The organism is Pseudomonas sp. 2024-210, from assembly GCF_045062345.1.
Lineage (GTDB): Bacteria > Pseudomonadota > Gammaproteobacteria > Pseudomonadales > Pseudomonadaceae > Aquipseudomonas.
Genome location: NZ_JBJGEJ010000019.1, coordinates 58,254 through 80,666 on the forward strand (window position 1 = coordinate 58,254; position 22,413 = coordinate 80,666).

At 59.1% G+C, this 22,413-nt stretch carries 23 protein-coding genes; 17 read left to right on the plus strand and 6 right to left on the minus strand.

The window, feature by feature from the left end; all coding sequences use genetic code 11:
• Window positions 1–3 precede the first annotated feature (3 nt).
• Entirely contained in the window at window positions 4–564 is a 561-nt protein-coding gene (gene idi, locus ACI7MX_RS20315) for an isopentenyl-diphosphate Delta-isomerase (protein ID WP_405591201.1), read from the minus strand.
• A gap of 158 nt (window positions 565–722) precedes the next feature.
• Here idi and ACI7MX_RS20320 point away from each other — a divergent pair, with 158 nt between their 5' ends.
• Window positions 723–1,952, plus strand: a complete 1,230-nt coding sequence (locus tag ACI7MX_RS20320; RefSeq protein ID WP_405591204.1) for an MFS transporter — start codon at window positions 723–725, stop codon at window positions 1,950–1,952.
• Between the two features lie 93 nt (window positions 1,953–2,045).
• The gene (locus ACI7MX_RS20325) at window positions 2,046–2,666 is read left to right on the plus strand and encodes a dTMP kinase (protein WP_314483064.1); all 621 of its coding nucleotides are present in this window, start codon (window positions 2,046–2,048) and stop codon (window positions 2,664–2,666) included.
• 60 nt (window positions 2,667–2,726) lie between these two features.
• Here ACI7MX_RS20325 and ACI7MX_RS20330 read toward each other — a convergent pair whose 3' ends face one another.
• Window positions 2,727–3,626, minus strand: a complete 900-nt coding sequence (locus ACI7MX_RS20330) for a LysR family transcriptional regulator (RefSeq protein WP_314483184.1) — start codon at window positions 3,624–3,626, stop codon at window positions 2,727–2,729.
• A 110-nt stretch (window positions 3,627–3,736) separates the two neighbouring features.
• On the opposite strand from ACI7MX_RS20330, the gene ACI7MX_RS20335 reads away from it, so the two are divergent.
• The 4 genes from ACI7MX_RS20335 to ACI7MX_RS20350 all read left to right on the plus strand — a co-directional run bounded on the left by ACI7MX_RS20335 (window position 3,737) and on the right by ACI7MX_RS20350 (window position 8,259).
• A complete protein-coding gene (locus ACI7MX_RS20335; protein WP_405591208.1) occupies window positions 3,737–4,912 on the plus strand; it encodes a saccharopine dehydrogenase family protein in 1,176 nt (391 codons plus the stop codon).
• Between the two features lie 80 nt (window positions 4,913–4,992).
• Window positions 4,993–5,991, plus strand: a complete 999-nt coding sequence (locus tag ACI7MX_RS20340) for an NAD(P)H-quinone oxidoreductase (RefSeq protein ID WP_314483068.1) — start codon at window positions 4,993–4,995, stop codon at window positions 5,989–5,991.
• Between the two features lie 192 nt (window positions 5,992–6,183).
• Entirely contained in the window at window positions 6,184–7,539 is a 1,356-nt protein-coding gene (locus ACI7MX_RS20345; protein ID WP_405591211.1) for an MATE family efflux transporter, read from the plus strand.
• 60 nt (window positions 7,540–7,599) lie between these two features.
• Window positions 7,600–8,259, plus strand: coding sequence for a TetR/AcrR family transcriptional regulator (locus ACI7MX_RS20350; RefSeq protein ID WP_405591214.1), 660 nt, complete (start codon window positions 7,600–7,602; stop codon window positions 8,257–8,259).
• A gap of 14 nt (window positions 8,260–8,273) precedes the next feature.
• On the opposite strand, the gene ACI7MX_RS20355 is transcribed toward ACI7MX_RS20350, so the two are convergent.
• Window positions 8,274–11,000: a glycoside hydrolase family 3 protein gene (locus tag ACI7MX_RS20355; protein WP_405591217.1), complete on the minus strand. Its 2,727-nt coding sequence runs from the start codon at window positions 10,998–11,000 to the stop codon at window positions 8,274–8,276.
• The gene (locus ACI7MX_RS20360; protein WP_314483076.1) at window positions 10,997–11,239 is read right to left on the minus strand and encodes a hypothetical protein; all 243 of its coding nucleotides are present in this window, start codon (window positions 11,237–11,239) and stop codon (window positions 10,997–10,999) included. Before ACI7MX_RS20360 ends, ACI7MX_RS20355 begins: the two co-directional genes overlap by 4 nt.
• 560 nt (window positions 11,240–11,799) lie before the next feature.
• Between ACI7MX_RS20360 and gspE the strand changes: the two genes are divergently transcribed.
• The 11 genes from gspE to gspD are packed head-to-tail and all read left to right on the plus strand — an operon-like array spanning window position 11,800 to window position 21,664.
• Window positions 11,800–13,494 (plus strand): type II secretion system ATPase GspE, encoded by a 1,695-nt coding sequence (gene gspE, locus ACI7MX_RS20365; RefSeq protein WP_405591220.1) that lies wholly within the window; start codon window positions 11,800–11,802, stop codon window positions 13,492–13,494.
• A gap of 1 nt (window position 13,495) precedes the next feature.
• Window positions 13,496–14,698 (plus strand): type II secretion system inner membrane protein GspF, encoded by a 1,203-nt coding sequence (gene gspF / locus ACI7MX_RS20370; protein ID WP_314483080.1) that lies wholly within the window; start codon window positions 13,496–13,498, stop codon window positions 14,696–14,698.
• 9 nt (window positions 14,699–14,707) lie between these two features.
• Entirely contained in the window at window positions 14,708–15,133 is a 426-nt protein-coding gene (gene gspG, locus ACI7MX_RS20375) for a type II secretion system major pseudopilin GspG (RefSeq protein ID WP_314483081.1), read from the plus strand.
• Window positions 15,134–15,135: 2 nt separating this feature from the next.
• Window positions 15,136–15,573 (plus strand): Tfp pilus assembly protein FimT/FimU, encoded by a 438-nt coding sequence (locus ACI7MX_RS20380; protein WP_405591224.1) that lies wholly within the window; start codon window positions 15,136–15,138, stop codon window positions 15,571–15,573.
• 29 nt (window positions 15,574–15,602) lie between these two features.
• Entirely contained in the window at window positions 15,603–15,938 is a 336-nt protein-coding gene (locus tag ACI7MX_RS20385) for a hypothetical protein (RefSeq protein WP_405591254.1), read from the plus strand.
• Window positions 15,935–16,543 carry a prepilin-type N-terminal cleavage/methylation domain-containing protein gene (locus ACI7MX_RS20390; RefSeq protein WP_405591227.1) on the plus strand — a complete coding sequence of 203 codons (609 nt, stop codon included), beginning with the start codon at window positions 15,935–15,937 and terminating at the stop codon, window positions 16,541–16,543. The genes ACI7MX_RS20385 and ACI7MX_RS20390 overlap by 4 nt, the downstream gene beginning before the upstream one ends.
• A complete protein-coding gene (locus ACI7MX_RS20395) occupies window positions 16,540–17,262 on the plus strand; it encodes a type II secretion system minor pseudopilin GspK (protein ID WP_405591230.1) in 723 nt (240 codons plus the stop codon). Before ACI7MX_RS20390 ends, ACI7MX_RS20395 begins: the two co-directional genes overlap by 4 nt.
• Window positions 17,259–18,302 carry a type II secretion system protein GspL gene (locus tag ACI7MX_RS20400; RefSeq protein ID WP_405591233.1) on the plus strand — a complete coding sequence of 348 codons (1,044 nt, stop codon included), beginning with the start codon at window positions 17,259–17,261 and terminating at the stop codon, window positions 18,300–18,302. Before ACI7MX_RS20395 ends, ACI7MX_RS20400 begins: the two co-directional genes overlap by 4 nt.
• Entirely contained in the window at window positions 18,292–18,903 is a 612-nt protein-coding gene (gene gspM / locus ACI7MX_RS20405; protein ID WP_405591236.1) for a type II secretion system protein GspM, read from the plus strand. Before ACI7MX_RS20400 ends, gspM begins: the two co-directional genes overlap by 11 nt.
• Entirely contained in the window at window positions 18,900–19,415 is a 516-nt protein-coding gene (locus ACI7MX_RS20410; protein ID WP_405591239.1) for a hypothetical protein, read from the plus strand. The genes gspM and ACI7MX_RS20410 overlap by 4 nt, the downstream gene beginning before the upstream one ends.
• Window positions 19,412–21,664 (plus strand): type II secretion system secretin GspD, encoded by a 2,253-nt coding sequence (gene gspD / locus ACI7MX_RS20415; RefSeq protein ID WP_405591242.1) that lies wholly within the window; start codon window positions 19,412–19,414, stop codon window positions 21,662–21,664. Before ACI7MX_RS20410 ends, gspD begins: the two co-directional genes overlap by 4 nt.
• Window positions 21,665–21,814: 150 nt before the next feature.
• Here gspD and ACI7MX_RS20420 read toward each other — a convergent pair whose 3' ends face one another.
• Together ACI7MX_RS20420 and ACI7MX_RS20425 are read right to left on the minus strand one after the other, a co-directional pair.
• Window positions 21,815–22,321: a L,D-transpeptidase gene (locus ACI7MX_RS20420; protein ID WP_405591245.1), complete on the minus strand. Its 507-nt coding sequence runs from the start codon at window positions 22,319–22,321 to the stop codon at window positions 21,815–21,817.
• Window positions 22,318–22,413, minus strand: a 96-nt coding sequence (locus tag ACI7MX_RS20425; protein ID WP_338152414.1) for an IS3 family transposase, incomplete at its 5' end; no start/stop codon positions are given. The genes ACI7MX_RS20425 and ACI7MX_RS20420, both read right to left, overlap by 4 nt.

The following is a 22,413-nucleotide window of genomic DNA, read 5'->3' on the forward strand; positions in this document are numbered from 1 at the left end:
GTCCTATTCAGTGTGCAACTTCAGGGCTAAGTCCCTGAGGTTGTGCAGCTTGCCACCGGGCTGTTCAATAATCGTTTTGAACCACACCGTAAAGGTGTCGGGCTGGGCTTTCAGCGCAATGTGCAACGTGTCGAGGTCAACCCACTGCCAATCGAGTGCCTCATCGGGGTTAGGGTGAACATCTTCATCAAATCGCCCAACAAGCACGTGATCAATTTCATGCTCAATTAAACCCTGCGAAACTTCGGCACGGTAAGTCAAGGTGCCCACTTCGTACAGGGCACAATCGAATCCCATTTCCTCCTGCAACCGACGATGCGCGGCACCAAGAACCGTTTCTTCGGGGCGCGGGTGGCCACAGCAGGTATTGGTCCATAATCCTCCCGAGTGGTATTTACCCAATGCGCGTCGTTGCAGCATCAGTTGACCCTTGCCATTGAAAATAAAGATAGAAAAAGCTCGATGAAGCAGGCCGTCCTTATGCACGCTCAATTTCAAGCCTGTGCCTATGGGCTGGTCGTGCTCATCTACGAGAATGAGTTTTTCGTCTTTTGAAGACGTCATATCGAGAAATCTTTTTGGGAAAAGGTTCAGCTAGGCTAGGAGTACTGTGCAGTGAACGCCACTGCTTTGATGCATGCTTCGTGTGATTTGCCGACAAGAGGTGAATGACGCATATGAATGTACATGCACTCCCTCGCTAATTTCTTACGGATGAAATCATGGCAAACCCTTACCGCGAACTGCTTTCTACGCCCGGCGTCCCGGGGTTAGTGATTGCAAGCGCCATTGCCCGACTGCCACTCGCAATGGTCGGTATCGGACTCATTACCATGCTGGTGCAGCACAACGGAGAGTATTGGCTGGCAGGCGCTATCGCGGCGACCTTTACATTGGCGAATGCACTGATTGGCCCGCATCTCTCGAGGCTTGTCGATCGCCGGGGGCAGAGTCGCGTTCTACCTTGGGTCACCTCTTTCAGCATCATCATGTTGCTGGCGCTGATTGCGGCTGTTTACACGGGCGCCCCTACGGTTGTTCTTTTTATTCTGGCGGTACTGGCAGGCAGTATGCCCAGCATGCCGGCGATGATCAGAGCACGTTGGACTCACTTGTTTCGCGGCTCACCGCAACTGCATACGGCTTTTTCGCTGGACACGGTGCTGACAGAGCTGTCCTTTATTATCGGCCCGCCGTTGGCGATTGGCCTGAGCACCAGTTTATTTGCTGAGGCCGGGCCCCTTGCTGCCGTATTGCTGCTGGCCATCGGCGTGACAGCGTTTCTATTGCAGCGCCGCACTGAGCCGCAGGTAATCCTTGCCAGCAAGGGCAAGGCACGCTCAACCCTGCATAACCCGGGCCTGCGCATCATCGTGCTTGCACTTCTGGCCATGGGCATCATTGGTGGCGCGGTTGATGTGGCCGTCGTCGCGTTTGCTAATGAGCACGACTGGCCAACCTCCGCCAGCTTCATTCTGGCGGCCTATGCATTGGGCTCCATGATTGCCGGCCTAAGTTTTGGCGCATTCCGAATAGGAATGCCAATTGAAAAACAATTTTTTATCGCCTTGCTCATCACCGCACTAACAGCGGTTTTACCCGTTTTTTCACCTAACGTTTACGCCTTGGCGGCCATGCTTCTGGTGGCGGGTATCTCTTTTGCGCCAACCATGGTCATCGCCATGAACCTTGGCTCGATCATTGTGCCCGCTGCACGCATGACCGAAGGTCTGACGTGGATGTCGACCGGCATCAGCATCGGCGTGGCGTTGGGCAGTGTGCTCGCAGGGCTGGTTATTGATGCCTACGGTAGCGCTGCCGGGTTTGGTGTGGGCATTGGCGCCGGACTGTTTATGGTCGCTACCGTACTGTTCGGGCTACCGGCTTTGCGTGAGGCGACAAGCACACATGAGGAATACGTCGCCACTGCACAGCGCAGTGATATGACTTAGCCTCATAAGCAAGACCACATGATTTTGGGTTTTCAGGCGCTCAAGCCAGCAATCGGGTTAAAGTCATCGTCAATGTGTATTAACGGTTGAAGTATGAACCCCACGTTGTTTGTTTCTTTGGATGGGCCCAAGGGCACTGGTAAAACCACACTGTTAGAGGCCATCACGCAAGTGCTGAGGGCTGACAACAAGAAAGTGGTTCGGTTATGCGAGAGAAAAAGTGATCCCTACAGGGCTGAAACAATGGCCCTGGTCAACACGTTCGCCAGAAATCCCTCCCTCGATCTGGAGTTGACGATTTGTCAGCGCTTCGCAGATAGCCGCGCCTGGATTTCCAGGCATGTGCTCACAAAGCAGCCTGTGGGCAGCATCATCCTGATTGATCGCTGGTATCCGTCGGATGCCGCGTTTCGACGGACCGTCCCGTTTGCAGAGATCCTACAGTTGAACTTGGATCGAAACGTGCGAGTGCCAGACCTGCATGTCGGGGTGGTCACTGCCCCTGAAATTTCCTGGGCGAGGGCGGCAACACGCTCGCGGGGCCTGGGTAGCACAGTGATGCATCACCAGGCTGAGCATGTTGCGTGTACTGAAGCGTTCGAACGAGCGGTTGCCGATCAAGGATGGGTTTTATGCCGCAACGATGGTGCGATCGAAACAGCAACCCAGCAGGTGGTTTCTGAAATTTATAGCGTGCTGCGTGGCATGACTTAAAGAGATCCTGATTAATGGGGTGCCCTTAGTGACAGGCCGCTACCGGCGAGAAGCAGACCGTCAGCGACCTGACTGATCACGCAGGGCATCCAGAAGCAGACGAAAAGCCGGTTTGTGTTGGCGCCGGCTTGGGTAGTAGAGGTGATACCCGGTGACGGTGCCAGTCCAGTCCTCCAGCAGCCGCACCAGGCGACCTTGTCCCAGATCTTGCTCGACCAGATGCTCCGGGAAGTAGCCCAGTCCCGCACCCGCCCTGACAAAATCACGCATGAGCCAGATGTTGTTACTCACCAGATGCCCGTCGGCGCGTACTTTGATTTCTCTCCCGTTTTTTGCGAAAGGCCAACCCCACAATCCTCCCGAGGTGGGCTGGCGCAGGTTGATACAGGCGTGCTCGGTCAGATCCTGTGGCGTCAGTGGTTTAGCACGGTGTTCCAGATAGGCGGGGGCGGCCACCAATGCCATGCGAAAATCCCGGCCGATGGGCATGCTGATCATGTCCTGAGCCAACTGCGCCCCCAGGCGGATACCGGCATCAAAGCGCTCCGCAACGATGTCGACCAATGCGTAGCTGTCGTTGATTTCAACCTTGATGCCCGGATAGTCGGTCATCAATTGCAGCGCAGCCGGGGCAAGGACTAGTTGGGTTGCGTGCTCCATGGAGGTGATGCGCAGGCTACCAGCCGGCGTGCCGCTGAGTTCGCTCAGCTCGTTGAGCCCTGACTCGATCCCGTCAAAATGCGGCCCGATGCTGTCGATCAGGCGCGCTCCGGCTTCGGTCGGCGCAACGCTGCGGGTACTGCGGGTCAGCAATTGCACACCCAGGCGCGCTTCCAGTTTGGTGATAGTTCGGCTCAGGGCAGGCTGGGAAACGCCAAGCTGCGCCGCCGCTTTGGTAAAACTGCCTTCTCGGGCGACCCGCAGGAGGGCCAAGAGGTCGGTGACGGTATCGCGCACGATTGATACTCTGCGGTTATAGGTCTATTCCAACCATACCATCTAATCATTTGTAGGAGGGATGGCTAGAGTGTCACCTTCGCTTAGCGGCGCTTTCAGGAATCATCTTTTCCATGAGTAAACAAACATTCGATGTGATCATTTTTGGCGCCACGGGGTACACCGGTCGGCTGGTCGCTGAATACTTCTTCACTCAATACGGCGTCGACGGCCCTGTTAAATGGGCAATTGCCGGTCGCAGCTTGAGCAAGCTTGAAGGCATTCGGGACAGTTGGGCAAACGCCGCAGCGCTGCCGCTGATCGTGGCCGATGCCCAAGACCGGGCGTCCGTGCGCGACATGGTTGCCGCGACCCGGGTCGTGATTACCACCGCAGGGCCGTTTTCGGTCTATGGCTCGGACCTGGTGGCAGCCTGCGCCGAGTCGGGGACGGACTACGTTGACCTCTCAGGGGAGATCCCCTGGATTGCCCGGATGATCGGCAGCCATCAGGCCCAAGCCCAGGCATCGGGGGCGCGACTGGTGTTCTCCTGTGGTTTCGATTCGGTGCCGTTCGACCTCGGCGTATGGTTCACCCAGCAGCAGGTCATGAAGAAGTTCGCTCGCTACGCGCCTCGGATCAGGTGCCGCGTGCGCAACATGCAAGGCGTGCTGTCCGGTGGCACGTTCCTGAGTGTCGATGCTGTGGTTGCAGCGGCGGCGCAGGATCCTGCGTTAGGCGCACTGGTGGCCGATCCGTTTGCCTACACTTCCGGATTCAAAGGTGTCGAGCAACCTGATGATCAGACCCCCTACCGGGATGAACTGGCGCAGACTTGGGTCGGGCCTTTCATAATGTCGGGCATCAATTCCAAGGCGGTGCATCGCACAAACTTGCTGGAGGGGCACGTATGGGGCACATCGTTTCAGTACGACGAAATGCTGATGCTCACTGCACAACCGAGCGAAGACGATGAACGTGGCCTGGCGGGTTTCTCCTTCAATGAGGGCGGTCATCCGCAACCGGGGCAAGGGCCGACGCAGAAGGAGCTTGAGGCAGGCTTTTATGATGTGCTGTTCATCGCTGAACTGGGAGACGGTCAAGTGCTCAAGGCATCCGTGAGTTGCGATGAGGATCCGGGCTACCTGTCGACATCCAAGATGTTGGCCGAGTCAGCGATGGCGTTGGCGTTCGATGTGACACGTGATCAGACTCCAGGCGGTTGCTGGACGCCCGCGGCGGCGTTGAATGAGGCGTTGCTCAAGCGCTTGACTGAAAAAGCCGGACTGAGGTTTACAGTCGAAGGTTAATTCGATGGGCAGCTAAACAGGTTGAATGGCTTTGACATTCAGCTTTCAGAGTCTTTAGCCCACTCAACAAGAGGTGTCCCATGAATGTGCCAAACCGTATGAACTACATCGAGATCACCAAACCCGGTGGCCCCGAAGTATTGAAGATAATGCAGGCCGATGTGCCAACGCCGGGTGATCACGAGTTGCTGATCCGGGTTCACGCCGCCGGCATCAATCGTCCTGATGTCATACAGCGTTCGGGCAAATACCCGATGAAACCCGGCATGACCCCTGTGCCCGGGTTGGAAGTGGCCGGTGAGGTCGTCGGGGTTGGCGCAAAGGTGGCCGATTTCAAGCTGGGCGACAAGGTCTGTGCGCTGACCAATGGCGGTGGTTACGCCGAATACTGCGTTGTGGCGGCCACCCAGTCATTACCGGTCCCCGACGGCGTGGACATGATTCAGGCCGCGGCCATTCCGGAAACATTCTTCACCGTGTGGGCCAATCTTTTCGAACTGGGCCGTGCCCGAAAGGGCTGCACCGTATTGATCCATGGCGGCACCAGCGGCATCGGCACTACCGCGCTGATGCTGTGCAAGGCCTTGGGGATCAAGGCTTTTGCAACGGCCGGCAGCCAGGAAAAGTGCGACCGAATCCGCGCGCTGGGTGGCGAAGCGATCCATTACCGCGAGGTGGACTTCGCTCAGGAGATCGCCCGGCAAACCGACGAGAAGGGCGTGGACGTGATTCTCGACATCATGGGCGGGAGCTATTTCGAGAGCAACGTGGCGTCGCTTGCACGACGTGGTCGACTGGTCATTATCGGTTTTCTGGGCGGCAGCTCCGTCAAGGACTTCAATCTGCTGGCGTTGATGGAAAAGCAAGGCTCAGTCACGGGTTCGATGATGCGTTCGCGTAGCGCGGAGGAAAAAGCCGAGATTGCCCGCGCCATACTGGCCAATGTCTGGCCGTTGCTCAGTCAAGGTGAATGCCTGCCTATCATTGACCGTGTTTTTCCTCTCGCCGACGCAGCACAAGCGCATCAGCGAATGGAACAGGGCGACCATGTGGGCAAAATCGTGCTGAAGGTGGTGTGAATGGAAATCGCCCGGTGCGTGCCATTGACTGCCCGCCGGGGGGTGTTCAGCCTGCCATGCGCTTCATCGCATGGCAGGTCAACTGATGGCTTACATCGAACGGCTATCGTATGATCTTCGATGATCTGCCCACCGCCGCTTCAACTTACGCTTTCACCGGTATGCCTGCGCTTTAAATCTTCGAGCATCAACATGACCACTTACCATGCCAGGTTCACGGAAGGGCCTGTCAGCAGACATGTTTTGAGTATGGCAAGCACCAGCGCTCTGGGCTTGCTCGCCGTATTCCTGGTCGACATCCTGACACTGATGTACGTGTCGATGCTCGACGATCAAAGCCTGCTCGCCGCCGTGGGGCTGGGCAAAACGCTGATATTCATCAATGGTGCGTTTTCCTCCGGACTGGTGATCGGTGCCAGCGCGTTGCTTTCCGAACGTATCGGGCGCCATGCTTCCACAGCGTTGGCCAGACTCACCAGTCACATGCTGATCATGGCGCTGGTGCTGTCAGGCTCGATTGTCCTTGTGGAGTTGCTTTTCGCGTTACCTCTGGCGCGATTGCTGGGTGGCGACCTGGCGGTGTATCAGGATGCACGGCTTTATTTGTGGACGGTGGTGCCCTCCAGTCTGCTGATCGCCGCGACACAGATGTGCGTGCAGATGCTTCGCGCACAAGGCCAGGTGAGGCTGGCGCTCGGCGTTTTGCTGGCGGGGGCCGGGACGTTGGCTGTGGCCGATCCGCTGTTCATTTTTGGCCTGAACATGGGCCTGGAAGGCGCCGCTGTTTCATCCTTGCTGGCGGCGGGGACGTCTTTGATCCTCGGCCTGATTCTGGTCAAACGGCACATCGGTTTGTCAGCGCTGATCAATCTTCGGTTATTGGCGCTGCACACCCGCCGTACTCTGCGAGTTGCGCTCCCGGCGATGCTGGGGAATTTGGCCATGCCCGTGGGCATCATCTACCTGATGGTGGTGATGGCGGGTGCCGGCACGTCGGCATTGGCCGCAATGGCGGTCGTCGATCGAATCCTCCAATTTGGTTACTGTGTGTTCTTCGCCTTACCGGGGGCGTTGGTGCCAGTGATCGCGCAGAACCTGGGAGCAGGGCGTGATGACCGGGTCAAGGCGATTGTGGTCTTTACCCGCCGCTGCGTCGTCCTTTATGGTGTGACGCTGTGGTTGTGCCTGGCGTTGGCAGGGCCTTGGATTGCCGATTATTTCCATCTGGTCGACGCGGGCCGAGCGCTGTTTATGGCGTTTTGTCAGATCGGTGCGGGGCTGTGGATTGTCTTCGGCCTGGATTTCGTCGCGCAGTCAATGTTCCTGACAATGAACCGTGCCTGGTGGGTGCCGGTATTCGGCTGGATTCGCGGAACCCTGGGAACCCTGCCGTTTGTCTACGTCGGCGTCCATGGCTTCGGTGCCAGCGGTGCGGTGATCGGCATGTGGACAGGCAACACACTGGTGGCCATTGCCGCGATCGCGACAGCTTCGGTTGTAGCGCGACGATTTTTCGCTCGTCGGGCACAGGCGTCGCAGTTGAACTGAACCCATACATTCACCGCAGTTGAACCGGCCGTGGTGGCGCAGACTTTTTAACGGATTTTTATGGCAGTCATGGACACTCAAAACTCACTGGAAGCGCAAAGCCCCAAACGTCGACGCGCACCCAAAGGTGAAATGCGCCGCATGGCGTTGCTCGATGCCGCCACCGAGGTCTTCGCCCGGGACGGTTATCTCGGCGCCTCGATGCGCGACGTCGCCGAGATCGCTGGCATCACCACAGTCGGCTTGCTCCATCATTTCCCAAACAAGGTCGCACTGCTGCGAGCGCTGATTGACCGTCGCGATGAGCGAGTGGTCGCTCGCTTCGGTGATCTGACCACCGCACCGACGCTGGAAGGTTTTTTGCAGTTTCTGCGATTGAGCATGAGTTTCAGCGTCGAGGATGCACGTGAGTGCCAGGCGTCGGTGATGATCAACACCGAAAGCCTGTCGGAAACGCATCCGGCCTTTCCTTGGTACAAGGAAAAGTTCGATAGGGTCCATGGGCATGCCCAGGCGCACCTTGGGTCATTGCAGGAAGCGGGGGAGATTCGCCAGGACGTGGAGGTGAAAGCGCTCGCCCAAGAGATTTTCTCGATGATGGACGGCCTGCAAATCCAATGGCTGAGAGGGCGCACGGAAGTGGACGTGTTGAACGTTTTTGACGGCTATCTGCGTCGTCTGGCCGCCGATCTCAAAACGCAGCAAAAGGCTCATCCCTGAGCCTCATATGACGGTCAGTACGTCTGCGAAGCCGATACTTGAACGGCTTTGCGCAGTGGCACTGGCAGCGGGTTGCTGTCGCGGGTGGTCAGTTGCTCCGGGTACAGCGTGATCAGCGTCTGGCTCAGGGCCAGATCCTCTGAGTCGGTACCGACGCGGATCTTGAACTTGCCGGCATCGACGTTCCAGCTGGCGGTGTTGTCCACGTAGTAAGCCAGCGAGCGCGAGTCGAGCGGGATGCTCACGGTCTTGCTCTCGCCAGGCTGCAGGTACACCTTGGTAAAGCCCTTGAGTTCTTTTTTCGGACGGTCGACCGCAGGTTTCACCGGTTGCACATACAACTGCGCCACTTCGAAACCGGCCTTGTGGCCCTTGTTGGTCACGGTGAACTTCACGTCAACCGTAGCGCCCGGCGTCAGCACATTGCTTGACAGTTTCATGTCGCTGTAACCGAACGTGGTGTAGGACAAGCCATAACCGAACGGGTAAAGCGGTTTGGCGTGCTTCTTGTCGTAGCCGCGATAGCCCAGGTACAGGCCTTCGCTGTAGGTCATCTCGGTCAGCGCATTGTCGCCGCGATAAGCTGCTGGGTCCGGGTAGGACGCGTAGCTCGGGTTGTCCTCGATCTTCTTGTCGATGGTCACCGGCAGCTTGCCCGACGGGTTGACCTTGCCGTAGAGAATCTCGGCCAGGGCTTGGCCACCTTGCTGACCCGGGAACCAGGCTTGCAGGGTAGCGCCGACTTTCTTCGCCCATGGCTGCATATCCGCGACACCGCCGCCGTGCATCACGACGATGGTGTTGGGGTTGGCCTTGGCGACGTGCTTGATCAGTTCCGCTTGTTGATCCGGCAGTTCATAACCGTGGTCGGAGCCTTCGCCTTCGTTTTCATAGTGGGTGCCGGCGGCAACGACGACAGCATCGTACTTCGACAAATCCCGTGGTGGACGCAGCGCCGCCCAGCTCATTTGCACGCCGGTGAGGCCGCCGAGTGCCGGGATGAAGTTGCCTTGAATACGCTGGTATTCGAGCTTGACGGTATATTGCTTGCCGGCGACCAGGTTGGCGGTCTTGCCGGAAGTCGTCAGCGCATTGACCACGTCGGCGGAGTACGGCACGCCGTCGCTCTGCACCACCAGCTCATCATTGACCCACAGCTTGTAAGGACCATCCGCGCGAATCTTGAACACCTGTGGGCCGGACACCACAGGCTTGATGTTCGCGGTGAAGCGCGCCGAGAAATTGCCCGCCGTCGGGCTGAAACCGGACACTGTGGTAGTGCCGGTATTGGTTTCGTTGGTGCTGGTGGTCCAGTTTAAATTGACGCCCGGCTCAACACGCGTTTGCGCCGGCGTACCGGAGAAACTGGTGTTGGCGAAGTATTCAGCTTTGACCCCGGAGTTGCTGATGTTGCTGCTGCCCGTGGACGGCTGATACCACACAGAACTCTTCGGGTTCAGGCTCATCTCTGACAGATACGTCACGTTCGAGCTGCTCGACGCCAGCTGCTGCAGGCCGCTCAACTCGGTGACGTAGCTATTGGGCGGCGAGTTGGCGGTGCCGAATGGCGATGCCGGCGCCTGGTTTGCCCAGTCACCAATGACGGCGACTTTGGCGGTTTTGGCCAGCGGCAGCAGCGGCCTGCCGGCGCTGGTTTTCTCGTTGCGCAGCAGCACGATTGCCTCACGTGCAGTGTTCAACGCAGCGCGCGCACCGTACTCGGGATGATCGAGGGTCTTGGCGGTATTCAGATTTTCCTGGAAGTCGTAGCTGACCACGGCACGCAGGTTGCGTTTGACCTTGTCGTCGATGACGTTTTGGGTCAGTTGGCCGCTCCACACATACGGCATCAGGTTAGCTTCGGTGAATTGCAGGCCCGACGGCATGTCGATGTCGGTACCTGCCCACGCGCCTTTGAACGCATTGTGAATGGCGTTGAAATCGCTGATCACAGTGCCCTGATAGCCCCATTCACCCTTGAGCACCTCGGTGATCAGGTGATGGTTTTCGCAGGCGTAGTCACCATTGACCTTGTTGAAACCACACATGATCGAGGCGACGTTGGCGTTCTTGACCATCGATTCGAAGCCCGGCAAGTACATCTCGCGCAGGGTACGTTCGTCAGCGACGATGTTCACCGCCTGACGGTTGGCTTCCTGCTCGTTGGCCAGGTAGTGCTTGCCGCTGGCCTGGATGCCTTGAGCCTGGATCGCGTTGACGATGGCTGGCGCGAGTACCGCGCCGAGGAACGGGTCTTCGCCACTGACGTATTCCGCCGAGCGGCCGTTGTAAGGCGTGCGGTAGAGGTTCACGCCCGGGGACAACATCTGCTGGCCGCCGGAAATCTTGGTTTCATAGGCAATCGCGAGGCCGAACTCCTTGGCGCGGTTGATGCTCCAGGTCGCGGCGAGTGCCGACTGCGATGGATATTGCGCGCCGAAGGTGGCGTTGTTGACGTGCACGCCCATCGACGAGTCATACGCCGTGGTGCCCTTGATGCCCCATTTGAGTAGGGACGGGATCATGTGGCCGTCGTTGACGCGGGTGAAGTTGATCTTTTCGGACAGGTTCATATTGTCGAGGATCGAACTGACGCGGGCTTCGACTTCGTTGCCGGTGGCCGGCGTGACGGCGGCGAGCGCGAGATTGGCCTGCACGATACTGAAGGTCAGCATGCTCAAGCCAAGGGTGTGTTTGAAGGCTGACAAGGAGAAAGTCCTGTTGGCGTTGGTCGGGTTCATGGTTGTTGCACCTGCGCCGGGGCGTCATCGGTTTCCACGGGGGTATCGAGCAACGTGCCAACACCGTTCTGCGTGGCAGGGGCGAGGCTAGCGGCGCCGGTCAGTTGGTCGCGTTTGGCCTCGATCTGTTCACGAAGCTGTTGATCCGCGTTACCGCCGTTCGACGAAGAGGCGTTATCCGCTGCCATGACGGGCAAACTTTGCGCGCACAAAAGTACTGCGCCTATAACGGGCGACATGATTCGAAGCATCGATCTGTTCTCGATTGGTGAAGGAAGCGTTAATGCACGACTGCAGACTTGTAGTATTGAAGTCGCACATAAGTCCGAAGCATGCACATGAAAGTTCAATACTCGCAAAGCTATTTTTTTAAAGTGGGGCTGAGGTGAAAGAAAAGCGACGTCGCGACGCAGCTTTCGATACTGGCAAATTGATATGCTGATACCTTTTTTTGCACGGAATTTAAGTAAACAGCTTATATCATGCCGAAATCGTCAATTAGACGCACCAAAACAGCTTTTTATCCGATTATTGAGCAACATAAAACGGATCAATAAACCTAGTTGCAATTAGGTTTAGTGCTCTGATAAGCTTTCTCAGCAGTCAATTTTAAGGCTGTTGTATATGTCTTTAATGGGCTTACCTATCTACCGAATAATCCCGTTCAATCTTTCATCCGCCGTTTCGGTGGTACGACAAGTACAGAAAAGTTAATGATCGATCGATTTAACCCGGCCTCTTCAAACGTCTGGTTATTTCGATCTTTAGTTGCTTGCGCCCAAGAGAAACGAACAGTGTGATGCAACTTCCTTCGCAGTCCGCAATATGCCAATGGTTAGTCGACAATACCGAGGTCAAGTCTTGCGACGTCAATCGCGCGCGCAAACTGTGCCTGGCTGAAAGTGAAGGCGAAGAAGAAGTGCTGCGCAATCTGCTGCGTCTGGGCAGTGTCCGTGATGATCAGGCGGTCGAGGCTTACGCAACGTTGCTCGGCGTCCCGCGCCTGCTACTCGATGAAGCCTCTTGGGGCATCGAGCCATTGTTGATTGGCAGCGAGCGTTTCCTGCGTCATCACGGCGTTGTTGCGATGGCTGCGGATGCCGCAACGGTCACGGTGGTTGCCTGTCCGCCGCTCAGCCTATACGCCCTGGATGCCATGGGCTATTGCGCGAACAAGCGTGTGTTGTTGCAGCTGGCGACAGCCGCTGATGTCAATACGCTGATCGAACGTCTTTACGGCCAAGGCCGCAGCGCCATGGGTGCGTTGATCGAGTCGCTGGACGAAAACGATGGGGCCGAAGACGATATCGAACACCTCAAGGATCTGGCCTCCGAAGCGCCAGTGATTCGTCTGGTCAACCTGATCCTGCAATGCGCAGTGGAGCAGCGGGCGTCAGATATTCACATCGAACCTTTCGAGAGCCAGCTCAAGGTGCGCTATCGCATCGACGGAGTCCTGCACGAAGCCGAAGCGCCGCCGTCGAGTTCATCCGCCGCGATCATTTCGCGTTTGAAAATCATGGCGCGGCTCGACATCGCAGAGCGGCGCCTGCCTCAGGACGGTCGTATCATGTTGCGCATTCAGGGCAAGGAACTGGATTTGCGCGTATCGACGGTGCCCACCAGTTTCGGTGAATCGGTGGTGATGCGCCTGCTTGATCGGCGCACCGTGAGCTTCGATTTCCCCAGTCTGGGCATGGACGGTGAACGCCTGAACAGCTTCCTCGACGTGCTCGAAAGTCCACACGGCATCTTGCTGGTCACCGGTCCTACCGGCTCAGGCAAGACCACAACGCTGTACACCGCGCTGTCCCGGCTCAATACAGCCGAGCGCAAGATCATTACGGTCGAAGATCCGGTCGAGTATCAGCTCGAAGGCATCAACCAGATTCAGGTGAAACCGGCCATTGGCCTGGACTTTGCCAATGCGCTGCGCTCCATCGTGCGTCAGGATCCGGACGTGATCATGATCGGTGAAATGCGCGACCTCGAAACGTGCCGCATCGCCATCCAGAGCTCGTTGACCGGCCACCTTGTGCTCTCGACCCTGCACACCAATAGTGCTGCGGCCAGTATCACCCGGCTGCTGGACATGGGGGTCGAGAGCTACCTGATTGCGTCCACGGTCAAAGGCATTCTGGCCCAGCGTCTGGTACGCCGCCTCGATCCGCAGACACGGATTGCCTTCGAAGCACCGCCGCAAATGATCGCCGAACACGGGCTTGAGCAGTTCACCGACCAACGACCGATTTTGCTTTATCGCGCGGATACCACGGCGATTGGTGGCGGTTATCACGGGCGCAGCGCGATCACCGAACTGTTGGTGATGAACGAAGAGCTGCGCTCATTGCTGATGCGCCAAGCCGATGCCGCCACCCTCGAACAGGCCGCCCGGCGCGGCGGTCTGCGTACCTTGTACGAAGAAGGTTTGCGTCAGGCGGTGGCCGGCATCACCTCCCTTGACGAGGTGCTGCGCGTTACGCGCGGCGACTGACATGAGCCATTTCAAGTACCGCGCACTGGACGCCGATGGCGTTTCTCGACAGGGCAGTCTGGAAGCCGCCGATGAAGCGGGTGCCATCACTGCGCTGCAAAAACGTGGCTTGTTGTTACTCAACCTCGAAGCCTGCGCCGGTGATCGGCTGACGGGTTCTTTGCGGCGTGGCGTACTGAATGGCGCCGCGCTGGTCAGCTTCACCCAGCAACTGGCGACATTGTTGGGTGCGGGCCAACCGCTGGAGCGCGCGCTGGGCATTCTGCTCAAGCAGGCCACCGATCCGCGGCGCCGAGCGTTGCTGGAGCGGGTGCGTGAACAGGTCAAGGCCGGTAAACCGTTGAGCCAGGCACTGGATGAAGAGCACGGCCAGTTCTCCGGTTTGTACATCAGCATGATGCGCGCCGGTGAAGCGGGCGGTTCGCTGGAGCACACGCTGCATCAGCTTGCCGATTATCTTGAACGCAGCCAGACACTGCGTGGCGAAGTCATCAATGCGCTGATTTATCCGGCCTTCCTCATCGTCGGCGTCCTGGGCTCGCTGGCGCTATTGCTGGCGTATGTGGTACCGCAATTCGTGCCGATCTTTCGTGATCTCGGTGTGCCGATTCCGCTGATCACTCAAACCATCCTCGTGCTCGGCGAATTTCTCAGCGCCTATGGCCTGCTGGTGCTGGCAGCAGGGGTGATGGCGGCGTGGGGCATCGCTGTCGCACGCCGCGATCCGCAACGCCGCCAACGTCACGACCATCGCCTGTTGTTCATTAAGGTCATCGGCCCATTGTTGCAGCGCATCGAGGCCGCTCGGCTGGCGCGCACGCTGGGGACGTTGCTGAGCAATGGCGTGGCGCTGTTGCAAGCAATGATCATCGTGCGCGAGGTGTGCGGTAATCACGCTTTGCGTGCCCAAGTCGAGCAGGCGACGCAGCGGGTCAAGGGCGGTGGCACGCTGGCGCAGGCTTTCGGCGAACAACCGCTGCTGCCCGAACTCGCCCTGCAAATGATTGAGGTCGGCGAACAGGCCGGCAATCTCGACGCCATGTTGCTCAAGGTCGCCGAGGTTTTCGATGTCGAGGCCAAACGCGGCATCGACCGTTTGCTCGCGGCCCTGGTGCCCAGTCTGACCGTGGTCATGGCCGTGCTGGTGGCGGTGATCATGCTCGCCATCATGCTGCCGCTGATGAGCCTAACCAGTAACATTTGAGGAAAAAACATGTCCCGTCCAAACGCTGCCGGCCGTCGTCGGCAAGGCGGTTTCACCCTGTTGGAAATGCTCGCGGTCATCGTCTTGCTCGGCATCGTTGCCACTATTGTGGTGCGCCAAGTTGGCGGCAACGTCGACAAAGGCAAGTACGGCGCCGGCAAGGCGCAATTGTCCAGCCTGAGCATGAAGGTCGAAAGCTACGGCCTCGATGTCGGCAGCCCGCCGGCCAACTTGCAGCAGTTGCTGCGCAAACCGGGCAACGCGGTCGGCTGGGCCGGGCCGTACGCCAAACCTTCGGATCTCAAGGATCCGTTCGGCCATGCGTTCGGCTACCGCTACCCTGGGGAGCATGGCAGTTTCGATCTGATTTTCTACGGCCAGGACGGTCAGGCCGGTGGGGACGGCTACAAGGCCGACCTCGGCAACTGGGAATAACCGTGCACGCCTTGCAGCGCTCTCGTGGATTCACCTTGATTGAACTGCTGGTGGTGATCGTCTTGATCGGCGTCAGCATCGGTTTGATCAGCTTCGGCGTGGGCAAGGGCCTGCAATCAGCGAAGGAACGTCAAGCGTTGACGCAATTGGTGCAGTCCCTGCGCGCTGCGCGGGTGCAAGCCATCGTCACCGGTCAACCGGCGCAGACGCGTTTCGATCTGCGCAAGGCGCGTTTCAACGGCCCTGATCATAAGCCGCACAGTTGGCCGCAGGACATGCATCTGCAACTGGTTACCGCCGAAGGGCTCGGCGCGGCGTTCGAGTTTTACCCGGATGGCGGCTCCAGCGGCGGGCACCTGATGCTGTCGCGCAACGACAAGCGTTGGCGGATCGATATCAACTGGCTGACGGGCAGCGTTCAGTTGCACACGCTCAATTGAACCGCCAGCGCGGTTTCACATTGCTGGAAATGCTCGCAGCCCTTGCTGTGCTGGCGGTGTGCAGTAGCGTCCTGGTCGTGGCGTTCGGCAACAGCGCGCGGGCCTTGCAGCAAGTGCAACGCAGCGATCGTTTGAGTTTGGTTGCGCGTTCGCTGATTGACGACGCCAGTGACCGTGCCCTCGTAGCCGGGCGCAGCAATGGCGAATGGGGCGGGGTGCGCTGGCAAATGGATGTAAGCGTTATCCCCGGCGCTAATGGATCGGCCAATGCTTATCGGCTGGATCTGCACGTGGACGATGGGAGCCGGCATGCCCGCTACAGCACCTTGCAAGTGCGCAGCGCAGGCAGCGGTGCTGGCCAATGAAGCGTCATCACCGAGGCTTCACCCTGCTGGAAGTGCTGGTGGTGATCAGTTTGCTCGGCGTGTTGCTGACGTTGATCGGCGCAGCGATAGCGGGTGCCAATCGGGCCATGGCTCAGGCCGAACGCTACAGCAGTCGACTGGATGAAGTGCGCTCGACGCAGAATTTCTTGCGCAGCGCCACCGGCCAGGCATTGCCCTTGGCAGCGGGAACACCGGGTGAAAGCCAATCGCCAATCTTTCAGGGTGACACTGACAGCCTGAGATTTTACGCGCCGCTTCCCGCAACAGTGGGCGGTGGTATCTATCGGCACCAAGTGAGTCTCGTAGAGGGGCGTTTGCAGGTCAGTCTTCGGCGTTTGCAGGGCGAAACCTTACAGCTGGCCAGGGAACCGCAAGTGCTGTTGCAGCAGGTAGAAGCGCTACATATGAGCTACCGGGGCCTGTCGCCCGAGGGGAAAACCACGGAGTGGCTGGATCACTGGCCATGGCCCGGGCGGCTGCCGCGAGCGGTGCGCATCGACGCGCAATTGGCCGGTGCAATTGTGTGGCCGAGGCAGGTTGTGCGTCTGCGACTGGATTTGTCCGGCGAGAACAGCACGCCATGAACCGTCAACGCGGCGTCGCGCTGCTTCTTGTGCTGTGGGTGTTGGCACTGCTCGGCACCTTGCTCGCCGGGCTGGTGGGTTGGGTGCATGTGCAGAACCGTCAGGCCCTTTGGCAGCGTCAGCATTTACAGGGGCAACTGGCTGCCGAGGCGGGTATCGCCATGGCGGTGCTGGCCCAACTCGATCACGACCCACAACGGCGCTGGCGGGCGGACAACCAAGTGCACGCCTTGCGTTTCGATGATGCAGAACTGGCTGTCAGCCTGCGCAGCGAGCAGGGTCAGGTGGATCTCAACGCTGCGCCTGCCGAGTTGCTCGCGCGGTTGTTACAGGCATGCGGCGCGCCCCCCGGGGATGCGCGGCTACTGGCGCAAGCCGTCGAGCGACGTCGCGCCGATGATCAGGTACCGCTGCGAATGGTCGAGGAACTGCGCGAGCTGCCTGGCATGACCCAGGCGATTTACCAGCGAGCCGCACCCTACGTGACGTTGTGGAGCGGGTTGCCTACGCCGGATCCGCGCTTTTCGACGCCCTGGTTGCAACAGGCATTGAACCTGCCGCGAGCACGCCCGAGCGTCTCACCCGCCGGGTCGATTATCACCGTTAAAAGTCGGGCGACCTTGCCCGGGGGTTACACCACGACGCTGAGCGTCACGTTGTTATTGAATCCATCGAAGGAGGGGGCACGACCTTACCGGGTCCTGCGCTGGCAAGAATGAAGCAATTAATCTCAAAGCCTCTGGCTCGTCGATTTGCCCAAGTCCAAGGCCATTGGCATGGCCTCTGGAGCGCCAGCCTTGCCCAGCGTTTGTGGCAGGCGTGGTTGCAAGAGCTGCGCAACGCATTGCCGGGCCACGTGCAGCGAGGTTTGCTGCCGCGCAACCGCGAGCGTCGGGTGACATGGCCGCTGCCCGAGGCGCTGCCTGACGCTGGCGACGACAGGGTGGTGCTGCTCTTGCCTTATGCGATGGTTCTGACGCAACCGCTGGATCTACCACTCGCGGCCATACGCGATTTGCGCAGTGTGGTCGGGTTCGAACTGGACAAGTACACGCCGTTTCCCCGCGAGGACATGCACTTTGTCACCCGCGTGCAAAGCCGAGGAAAAACCACCGCGCGCGTGTTGCTGGTGGCGATTGTGCGTGAGCGTCTGCAACCCGTGCTCGATCATTGCCGCGCCTGCGGCCTGCATGTGCACGCTATCGATTGCCGGGACAGAGACGGCGAACCGTTGGGCGTCGATCTGTTGCCAGACGAATACAAGCATCAGGGCGCACGTCCTAACCATTTGCCGCGTTATCTGGTGATGACCTGTGTCGGCCTGTTGCTGGCGTGCATGGTGCTGTGGCTGGACGCGCGCTCGGCTCGAATGGAGGCGATGCAGGACGCCGTTGGTCAACAACGCGAACACGTGCAGGCACTGCAGAACCTGCGTCGTGAGTTGGCCAACACCCAGGGTGCCGCTCGCTATCTGGCGCAACGCAAGATTGCCCGGCCCAGCGTGTCCAGTGTGTTGCTGGACCTCACCGGATGCCTCGGCGCCGATACCTGGGTCGAGCAACTGGACATCAGCGAAGACGGTGGCATCTCGATTACCGGTCAGAGCGGGCGGGCCAGCGCCTTGATTGCCCGCGCCAAAGACTGCCGAACCCTGAGCGATGCGCAGTTCCAGGGGATCATTCAGCCCGACGAACAGACAGGCAAGGAGCGCTTTTCATTGCACGCGCAATTGCGCAAGGAGCCAGCCGATGCGTCGTGAATTGACCGCCCGCGAACGTCGCGGCGCAGCGCTGATCGTGCTGGCACTGGCCGTGTGGGCCGGGTGGTGGCTGCTGGTGCAGAGCTGGTTTCTCGACCCCCTGATGACGATTGAAAACCAAGCCGACAGCCTGCGCGAACAACAGCAGCGCTACGCCGGCGTCCTGCAGCAACGCGACGCTCTGCAACAGCAGCTGCAACAGGCCCGGCGCGACCCGGCCAGTCGCAGCAGCCTGCTGCCTGGCACCGACCCCAGCGGCGTGGCGGCCGACCTGATGCAACGCAGCCTCGATCTGGCCAAGGCCCATGCCGCTCAGGGGCCCGGGTGCCAAGTCACGCAACGCATGCCGATCACACCGGAGCAAAACAGCGCAGAGCCGTATCGACAGGTCAAAGTCAGCCTCACCCTCGAATGTGCCATGGAGCCCCTGACCGGGCTGCTGCACGATCTTGAATATGGCCAGCCGTTTCTGTTTGTCGACCATCTGAGCATCCGTCGCCAAACCTCCGCACCAGCCAGCGGAGGTGCAGGGCGATTGCAGGTGAATCTGCTGTTGCGTGGTTATCTGCAACCGGCCAACGGCAAGGAGCCTGAAGCATGAGGTTCAGCCGTATGAGTCTGCTTTTGCTGGCTATCGCCGCTGTGCTGGGCGCTGTTTTTATTGTGTTGTTACTCGGCGCGGGACGAGCTGAACACTGGCTGGCCGCCGATCAGCCACGTCATCTGCAGGCCATCCCCACGCCCAAGCCGCTGCCGACATTGACCACACAAGACTTAAGCCTGAGCTGGCAACAATCGATGTTCAGCCCCGAGCGCAAACCCGACCTCGTCAGCGGTCAAGGCGGGTCGGCCGCGCTTCAAGGCGTTGCGCTGACTGGCGTGGTCATCAAGGGGCAGGCGCAGTGGGCGCTGTTGCGCCTGGCCGACAAACGCAGCCTGAAACTCGCAGTCGGCAAAGCGCTGGATAACGGCTGGACCCTGACGGCGCTCAGTCCACTGCAAGCCACTTTCATGTACCAGGGCCAGACCCGCCAGTTAAGCCTGCCCGTGCTACGTCTTGCGCCGCCCTCAACGGCGCCCCTTATCACTCTTCCCAATGTACCGAGACCATGAACAATTGCTTTCCTGAAATCTTCCGTTTGCGCAGCCCGTTGATATGCCTGGCCACCGCTGTGGCTTTGGCTGGCTGCGCGTCCACGCCGTCGTCGACGCAAAATGACCCGGCCCTGATGCAGGAAGCACTCAACGGTACCGGCTCGCAACGCGCGCCTGTGGTGGATGCGCCCGCCGAAACGCCACGTGCATCAGTGTCCAATGACGTTACACCGGCGCGTCGGCAGATCATTCGCGGCAGCCAGAACTTTGTGCGCCCGCCAGCGCCTGCCGCCGGCGCAAAGACTGGCGCCGAGCCAGGCGGGGACATCGTCTTCAACTTCACCGACCAGCCGATCGAAGCGGTGATCAACAGCGTGATGGGCGACCTGCTGCATGAAAACTACAGCATCGCCCAAGGTGTCAAAGGCAATGTGAGTTTTTCCACTTCCAAGCCGGTGAACAAACAGCAAGCCTTGTCGATTCTGGAAACCCTGCTGTCCTGGACGGAAAACGCGATGATCCGCCAGGGCGACCGCTACGTCATTCTGCCGTCCAATCAGGCGGTCGCGGGCAAATTGGTACCGGAAATGCCGGTTGCCCGACCTTCCACCGGCCTCACTGCGCGACTGTTCCCGCTGCGCTATATCTCCGCCACGGAAATGCAGAAACTGCTCAAACCGTTTGCCCGGGAGAACGCGTTCCTGCTGGTGGATCCGGCGCGCAACGTGCTGAGTCTGGCCGGCACCCCGGATGAACTGACCAACTATCAGGACACCATCGATACCTTCGACGTCGACTGGCTCAAGGGCATGTCCATCGGCGTCTACGGTCTGCAGCGGGCATCGGTGGCCGAATTGATGCCGCAACTGCAAAAATTGTTCGGGCCTGACAGCGGCATCCCGTTGGCGAGCATGGTCAAGTTCATGCCCAACGAACGCACCAACTCCATTGTCGCCATTTCGTCGCAGCCGGCGTATCTGCAAGAAGTCGGTGACTGGATCGCGACCATCGACGAGGGGGGCGGCAACGAACCGCAGATGTACGTCTACGACGTGCGCAACATGAAAGCCTCGGATCTGGCCAAATACCTGCGCCAGATTTACGGCAACGGCGCGATCAAAGAAGACGTGGCTGCCAAGGTCGCGCCGGGTTTGCGCACCACCTCGCTGTCGTCGCTCAATGGCAGCGGCAATGGGCTTTCCGGCGCGACGTCGCAAGCATCTGCCGGTCTGGGCGCCGAAAATAATCGCGCGCAATCGAGCGGTGAAGAGGAGGAGGCCGAGGATTATTCCTCTGGTGACGAATCGGGCGACAGCGAAAGCGCCGACACTGCAGAGTCCGGCGGGCAAGCTGGGGCGCAGAGTCTGCAACAAAGCGTGCGCATCACCGCGCAAAAAAGCACCAACCAGTTACTGGTACGTACGCGCCCGGCCCAATGGAAAGAGATCGAGTCGGCCATCAAGCGGCTGGACAACCTGCCAATGCAAGTGCAGATCGAGACGCGGATCCTCGAGGTCAAACTGACCGGTGAACTGGATCTCGGTGTGCAGTGGTATTTGGGCAGGCTGGCCGGCAATTCATCGAGCACGACCGTCGCCAACACCAGCGGCAATCAAGGCGCGCTCGGCGCCGGTGGGGTAGGGCTAGGTGCAGCGGATTCGCTGTTCTATTCCTTCGTCAGCAATAACCTGCAAGTGGCCCTGCATGCACTGGAAACCAACGGTCGCACGCAGGTATTGTCGGCGCCGTCGCTGGTGGTGATGAACAATCAGCAGGCGCAGATCCAGGTCGGCGACAACGTTCCGATCAGCCAGACAACCGTCAATACGAGCAATTCCGATACCACCTTGAGCAGCGTCGAATATGTACAGACCGGGGTCATTCTCGATGTTTTGCCACGGATAAATCCGGGAGGTCTGGTGTACATGGACATCCAGCAACAGGTCAGTGACGCCGATACGAGTAACGTGACCGCCACTCAACCCAATCCGCGCATCTCGACCCGTTCAGTGTCCACGCAAATCGCTGTGCAGAGCGGGCAGACTGTACTGCTCGGCGGGTTGATCAAGCAGGACAATGCGCAGTCCACCTCCAGCGTGCCGGGGCTGTCGAAAATTCCTGGTCTGAAATGGCTGTTCGGCAGTACGTCAAAGTCGCGCGATAGAACCGAGCTGATTGTCCTGATCACACCACGTGTCGTGACCAGTGCGAGTCAGGCGCGGCAAGTTACGGACAACTATCGCCAGCAGATGCAATTGCTCAAGTGACAAGTCACGTCAGCTCGCAAGGTGCAGGCTGACGCGAAAGCAGTCGCTGCTGACGGCTTTGGGCCCGAAGCAGCCCCTCGGTCACTGGATCTTCTGGACATGTCACAGCTTGCATGCGGACTGGGATGCCTACCGGATGCAACGCTATTTTCAACGCTCGGGAAGTTTCCAGCGCTGCTTGTAAAGCTCATATTGCGCGACTGGCATTTGTACCAGCAGCGGGTTTTTTTGAGGGTCCAGCCAAGCGAACAACTGCTGAATATTCTGCGGATCCATGGCGGTGCAGCCCGTAGTCGGGGTGCTGCTGGATTGCCAGATGTGCATGAAAATACATGAACCGCTATTGGCTGCTGCTGACGTGTTGTGTTCCACGACAATGCCTTGGCGATACAACTCGTCCTTGCGGTGCATTTGCTCTGAGCTGTTCCAGTCTTTGCTAACGGCTGAGCTGTCGACCAAAGAGTTGTAGTGACTCGATTGGCTGTCATCCACACATTCGCGGGCGTCGGTGCTGACGGTGTAGGGCAGCCGGGTATTGGCCGTGGAGTCATACCCGAACGCGCTGCCGAAGGTAAATATGCCGGCAGGCGCTTTACCGTCGCCTTCACGTTTTGCGGGTTGTTTGATCTTGCCCAGCAACCGTGGACACAGTTTCAAGCACTCATCCGGGCCTCGTAGGCTTGCGGGCTGATGTGCCCCAGCGTGCTATGTCGCCGCTGGCGGTTATAGTCGGTTTCGATGTATTCAAA

Bases quoted from the DNA above. Each gene is read 5' to 3' on its own strand.
- gspF (WP_314483080.1), top strand. From the start codon at position 13,496: ATGAGCCATTTCAAGTACCGCGCACTGGACGCCGATGGCGTTTCTCGA.
- ACI7MX_RS20360 (WP_314483076.1), bottom strand. From the start codon at position 11,239: ATGTCGCCCGTTATAGGCGCAGTACTTTTGTGCGCGCAAAGTTTGCCC.
- ACI7MX_RS20410 (WP_405591239.1), top strand. From the start codon at position 18,900: ATGAGGTTCAGCCGTATGAGTCTGCTTTTGCTGGCTATCGCCGCTGTG.
- ACI7MX_RS20390 (WP_405591227.1), top strand. From the start codon at position 15,935: ATGAAGCGTCATCACCGAGGCTTCACCCTGCTGGAAGTGCTGGTGGTG.
- ACI7MX_RS20345 (WP_405591211.1), top strand. From the start codon at position 6,184: ATGACCACTTACCATGCCAGGTTCACGGAAGGGCCTGTCAGCAGACAT.
- ACI7MX_RS20335 (WP_405591208.1), top strand. From the start codon at position 3,737: ATGAGTAAACAAACATTCGATGTGATCATTTTTGGCGCCACGGGGTAC.
- ACI7MX_RS20320 (WP_405591204.1), top strand. From the start codon at position 723: ATGGCAAACCCTTACCGCGAACTGCTTTCTACGCCCGGCGTCCCGGGG.
- gspG (WP_314483081.1), top strand. From the start codon at position 14,708: ATGTCCCGTCCAAACGCTGCCGGCCGTCGTCGGCAAGGCGGTTTCACC.
- ACI7MX_RS20400 (WP_405591233.1), top strand. From the start codon at position 17,259: ATGAAGCAATTAATCTCAAAGCCTCTGGCTCGTCGATTTGCCCAAGTC.
- ACI7MX_RS20395 (WP_405591230.1), top strand. From the start codon at position 16,540: ATGAACCGTCAACGCGGCGTCGCGCTGCTTCTTGTGCTGTGGGTGTTG.
- gspD (WP_405591242.1), top strand. From the start codon at position 19,412: ATGAACAATTGCTTTCCTGAAATCTTCCGTTTGCGCAGCCCGTTGATA.
- ACI7MX_RS20350 (WP_405591214.1), top strand. From the start codon at position 7,600: ATGGCAGTCATGGACACTCAAAACTCACTGGAAGCGCAAAGCCCCAAA.
- ACI7MX_RS20325 (WP_314483064.1), top strand. From the start codon at position 2,046: ATGAACCCCACGTTGTTTGTTTCTTTGGATGGGCCCAAGGGCACTGGT.
- idi (WP_405591201.1), bottom strand. From the start codon at position 564: ATGACGTCTTCAAAAGACGAAAAACTCATTCTCGTAGATGAGCACGAC.
- ACI7MX_RS20340 (WP_314483068.1), top strand. From the start codon at position 4,993: ATGAATGTGCCAAACCGTATGAACTACATCGAGATCACCAAACCCGGT.
- gspM (WP_405591236.1), top strand. From the start codon at position 18,292: ATGCGTCGTGAATTGACCGCCCGCGAACGTCGCGGCGCAGCGCTGATC.
- gspE (WP_405591220.1), top strand. From the start codon at position 11,800: ATGCAACTTCCTTCGCAGTCCGCAATATGCCAATGGTTAGTCGACAAT.
- ACI7MX_RS20385 (WP_405591254.1), top strand. From the start codon at position 15,603: ATGCTCGCAGCCCTTGCTGTGCTGGCGGTGTGCAGTAGCGTCCTGGTC.
- ACI7MX_RS20355 (WP_405591217.1), bottom strand. From the start codon at position 11,000: ATGAACCCGACCAACGCCAACAGGACTTTCTCCTTGTCAGCCTTCAAA.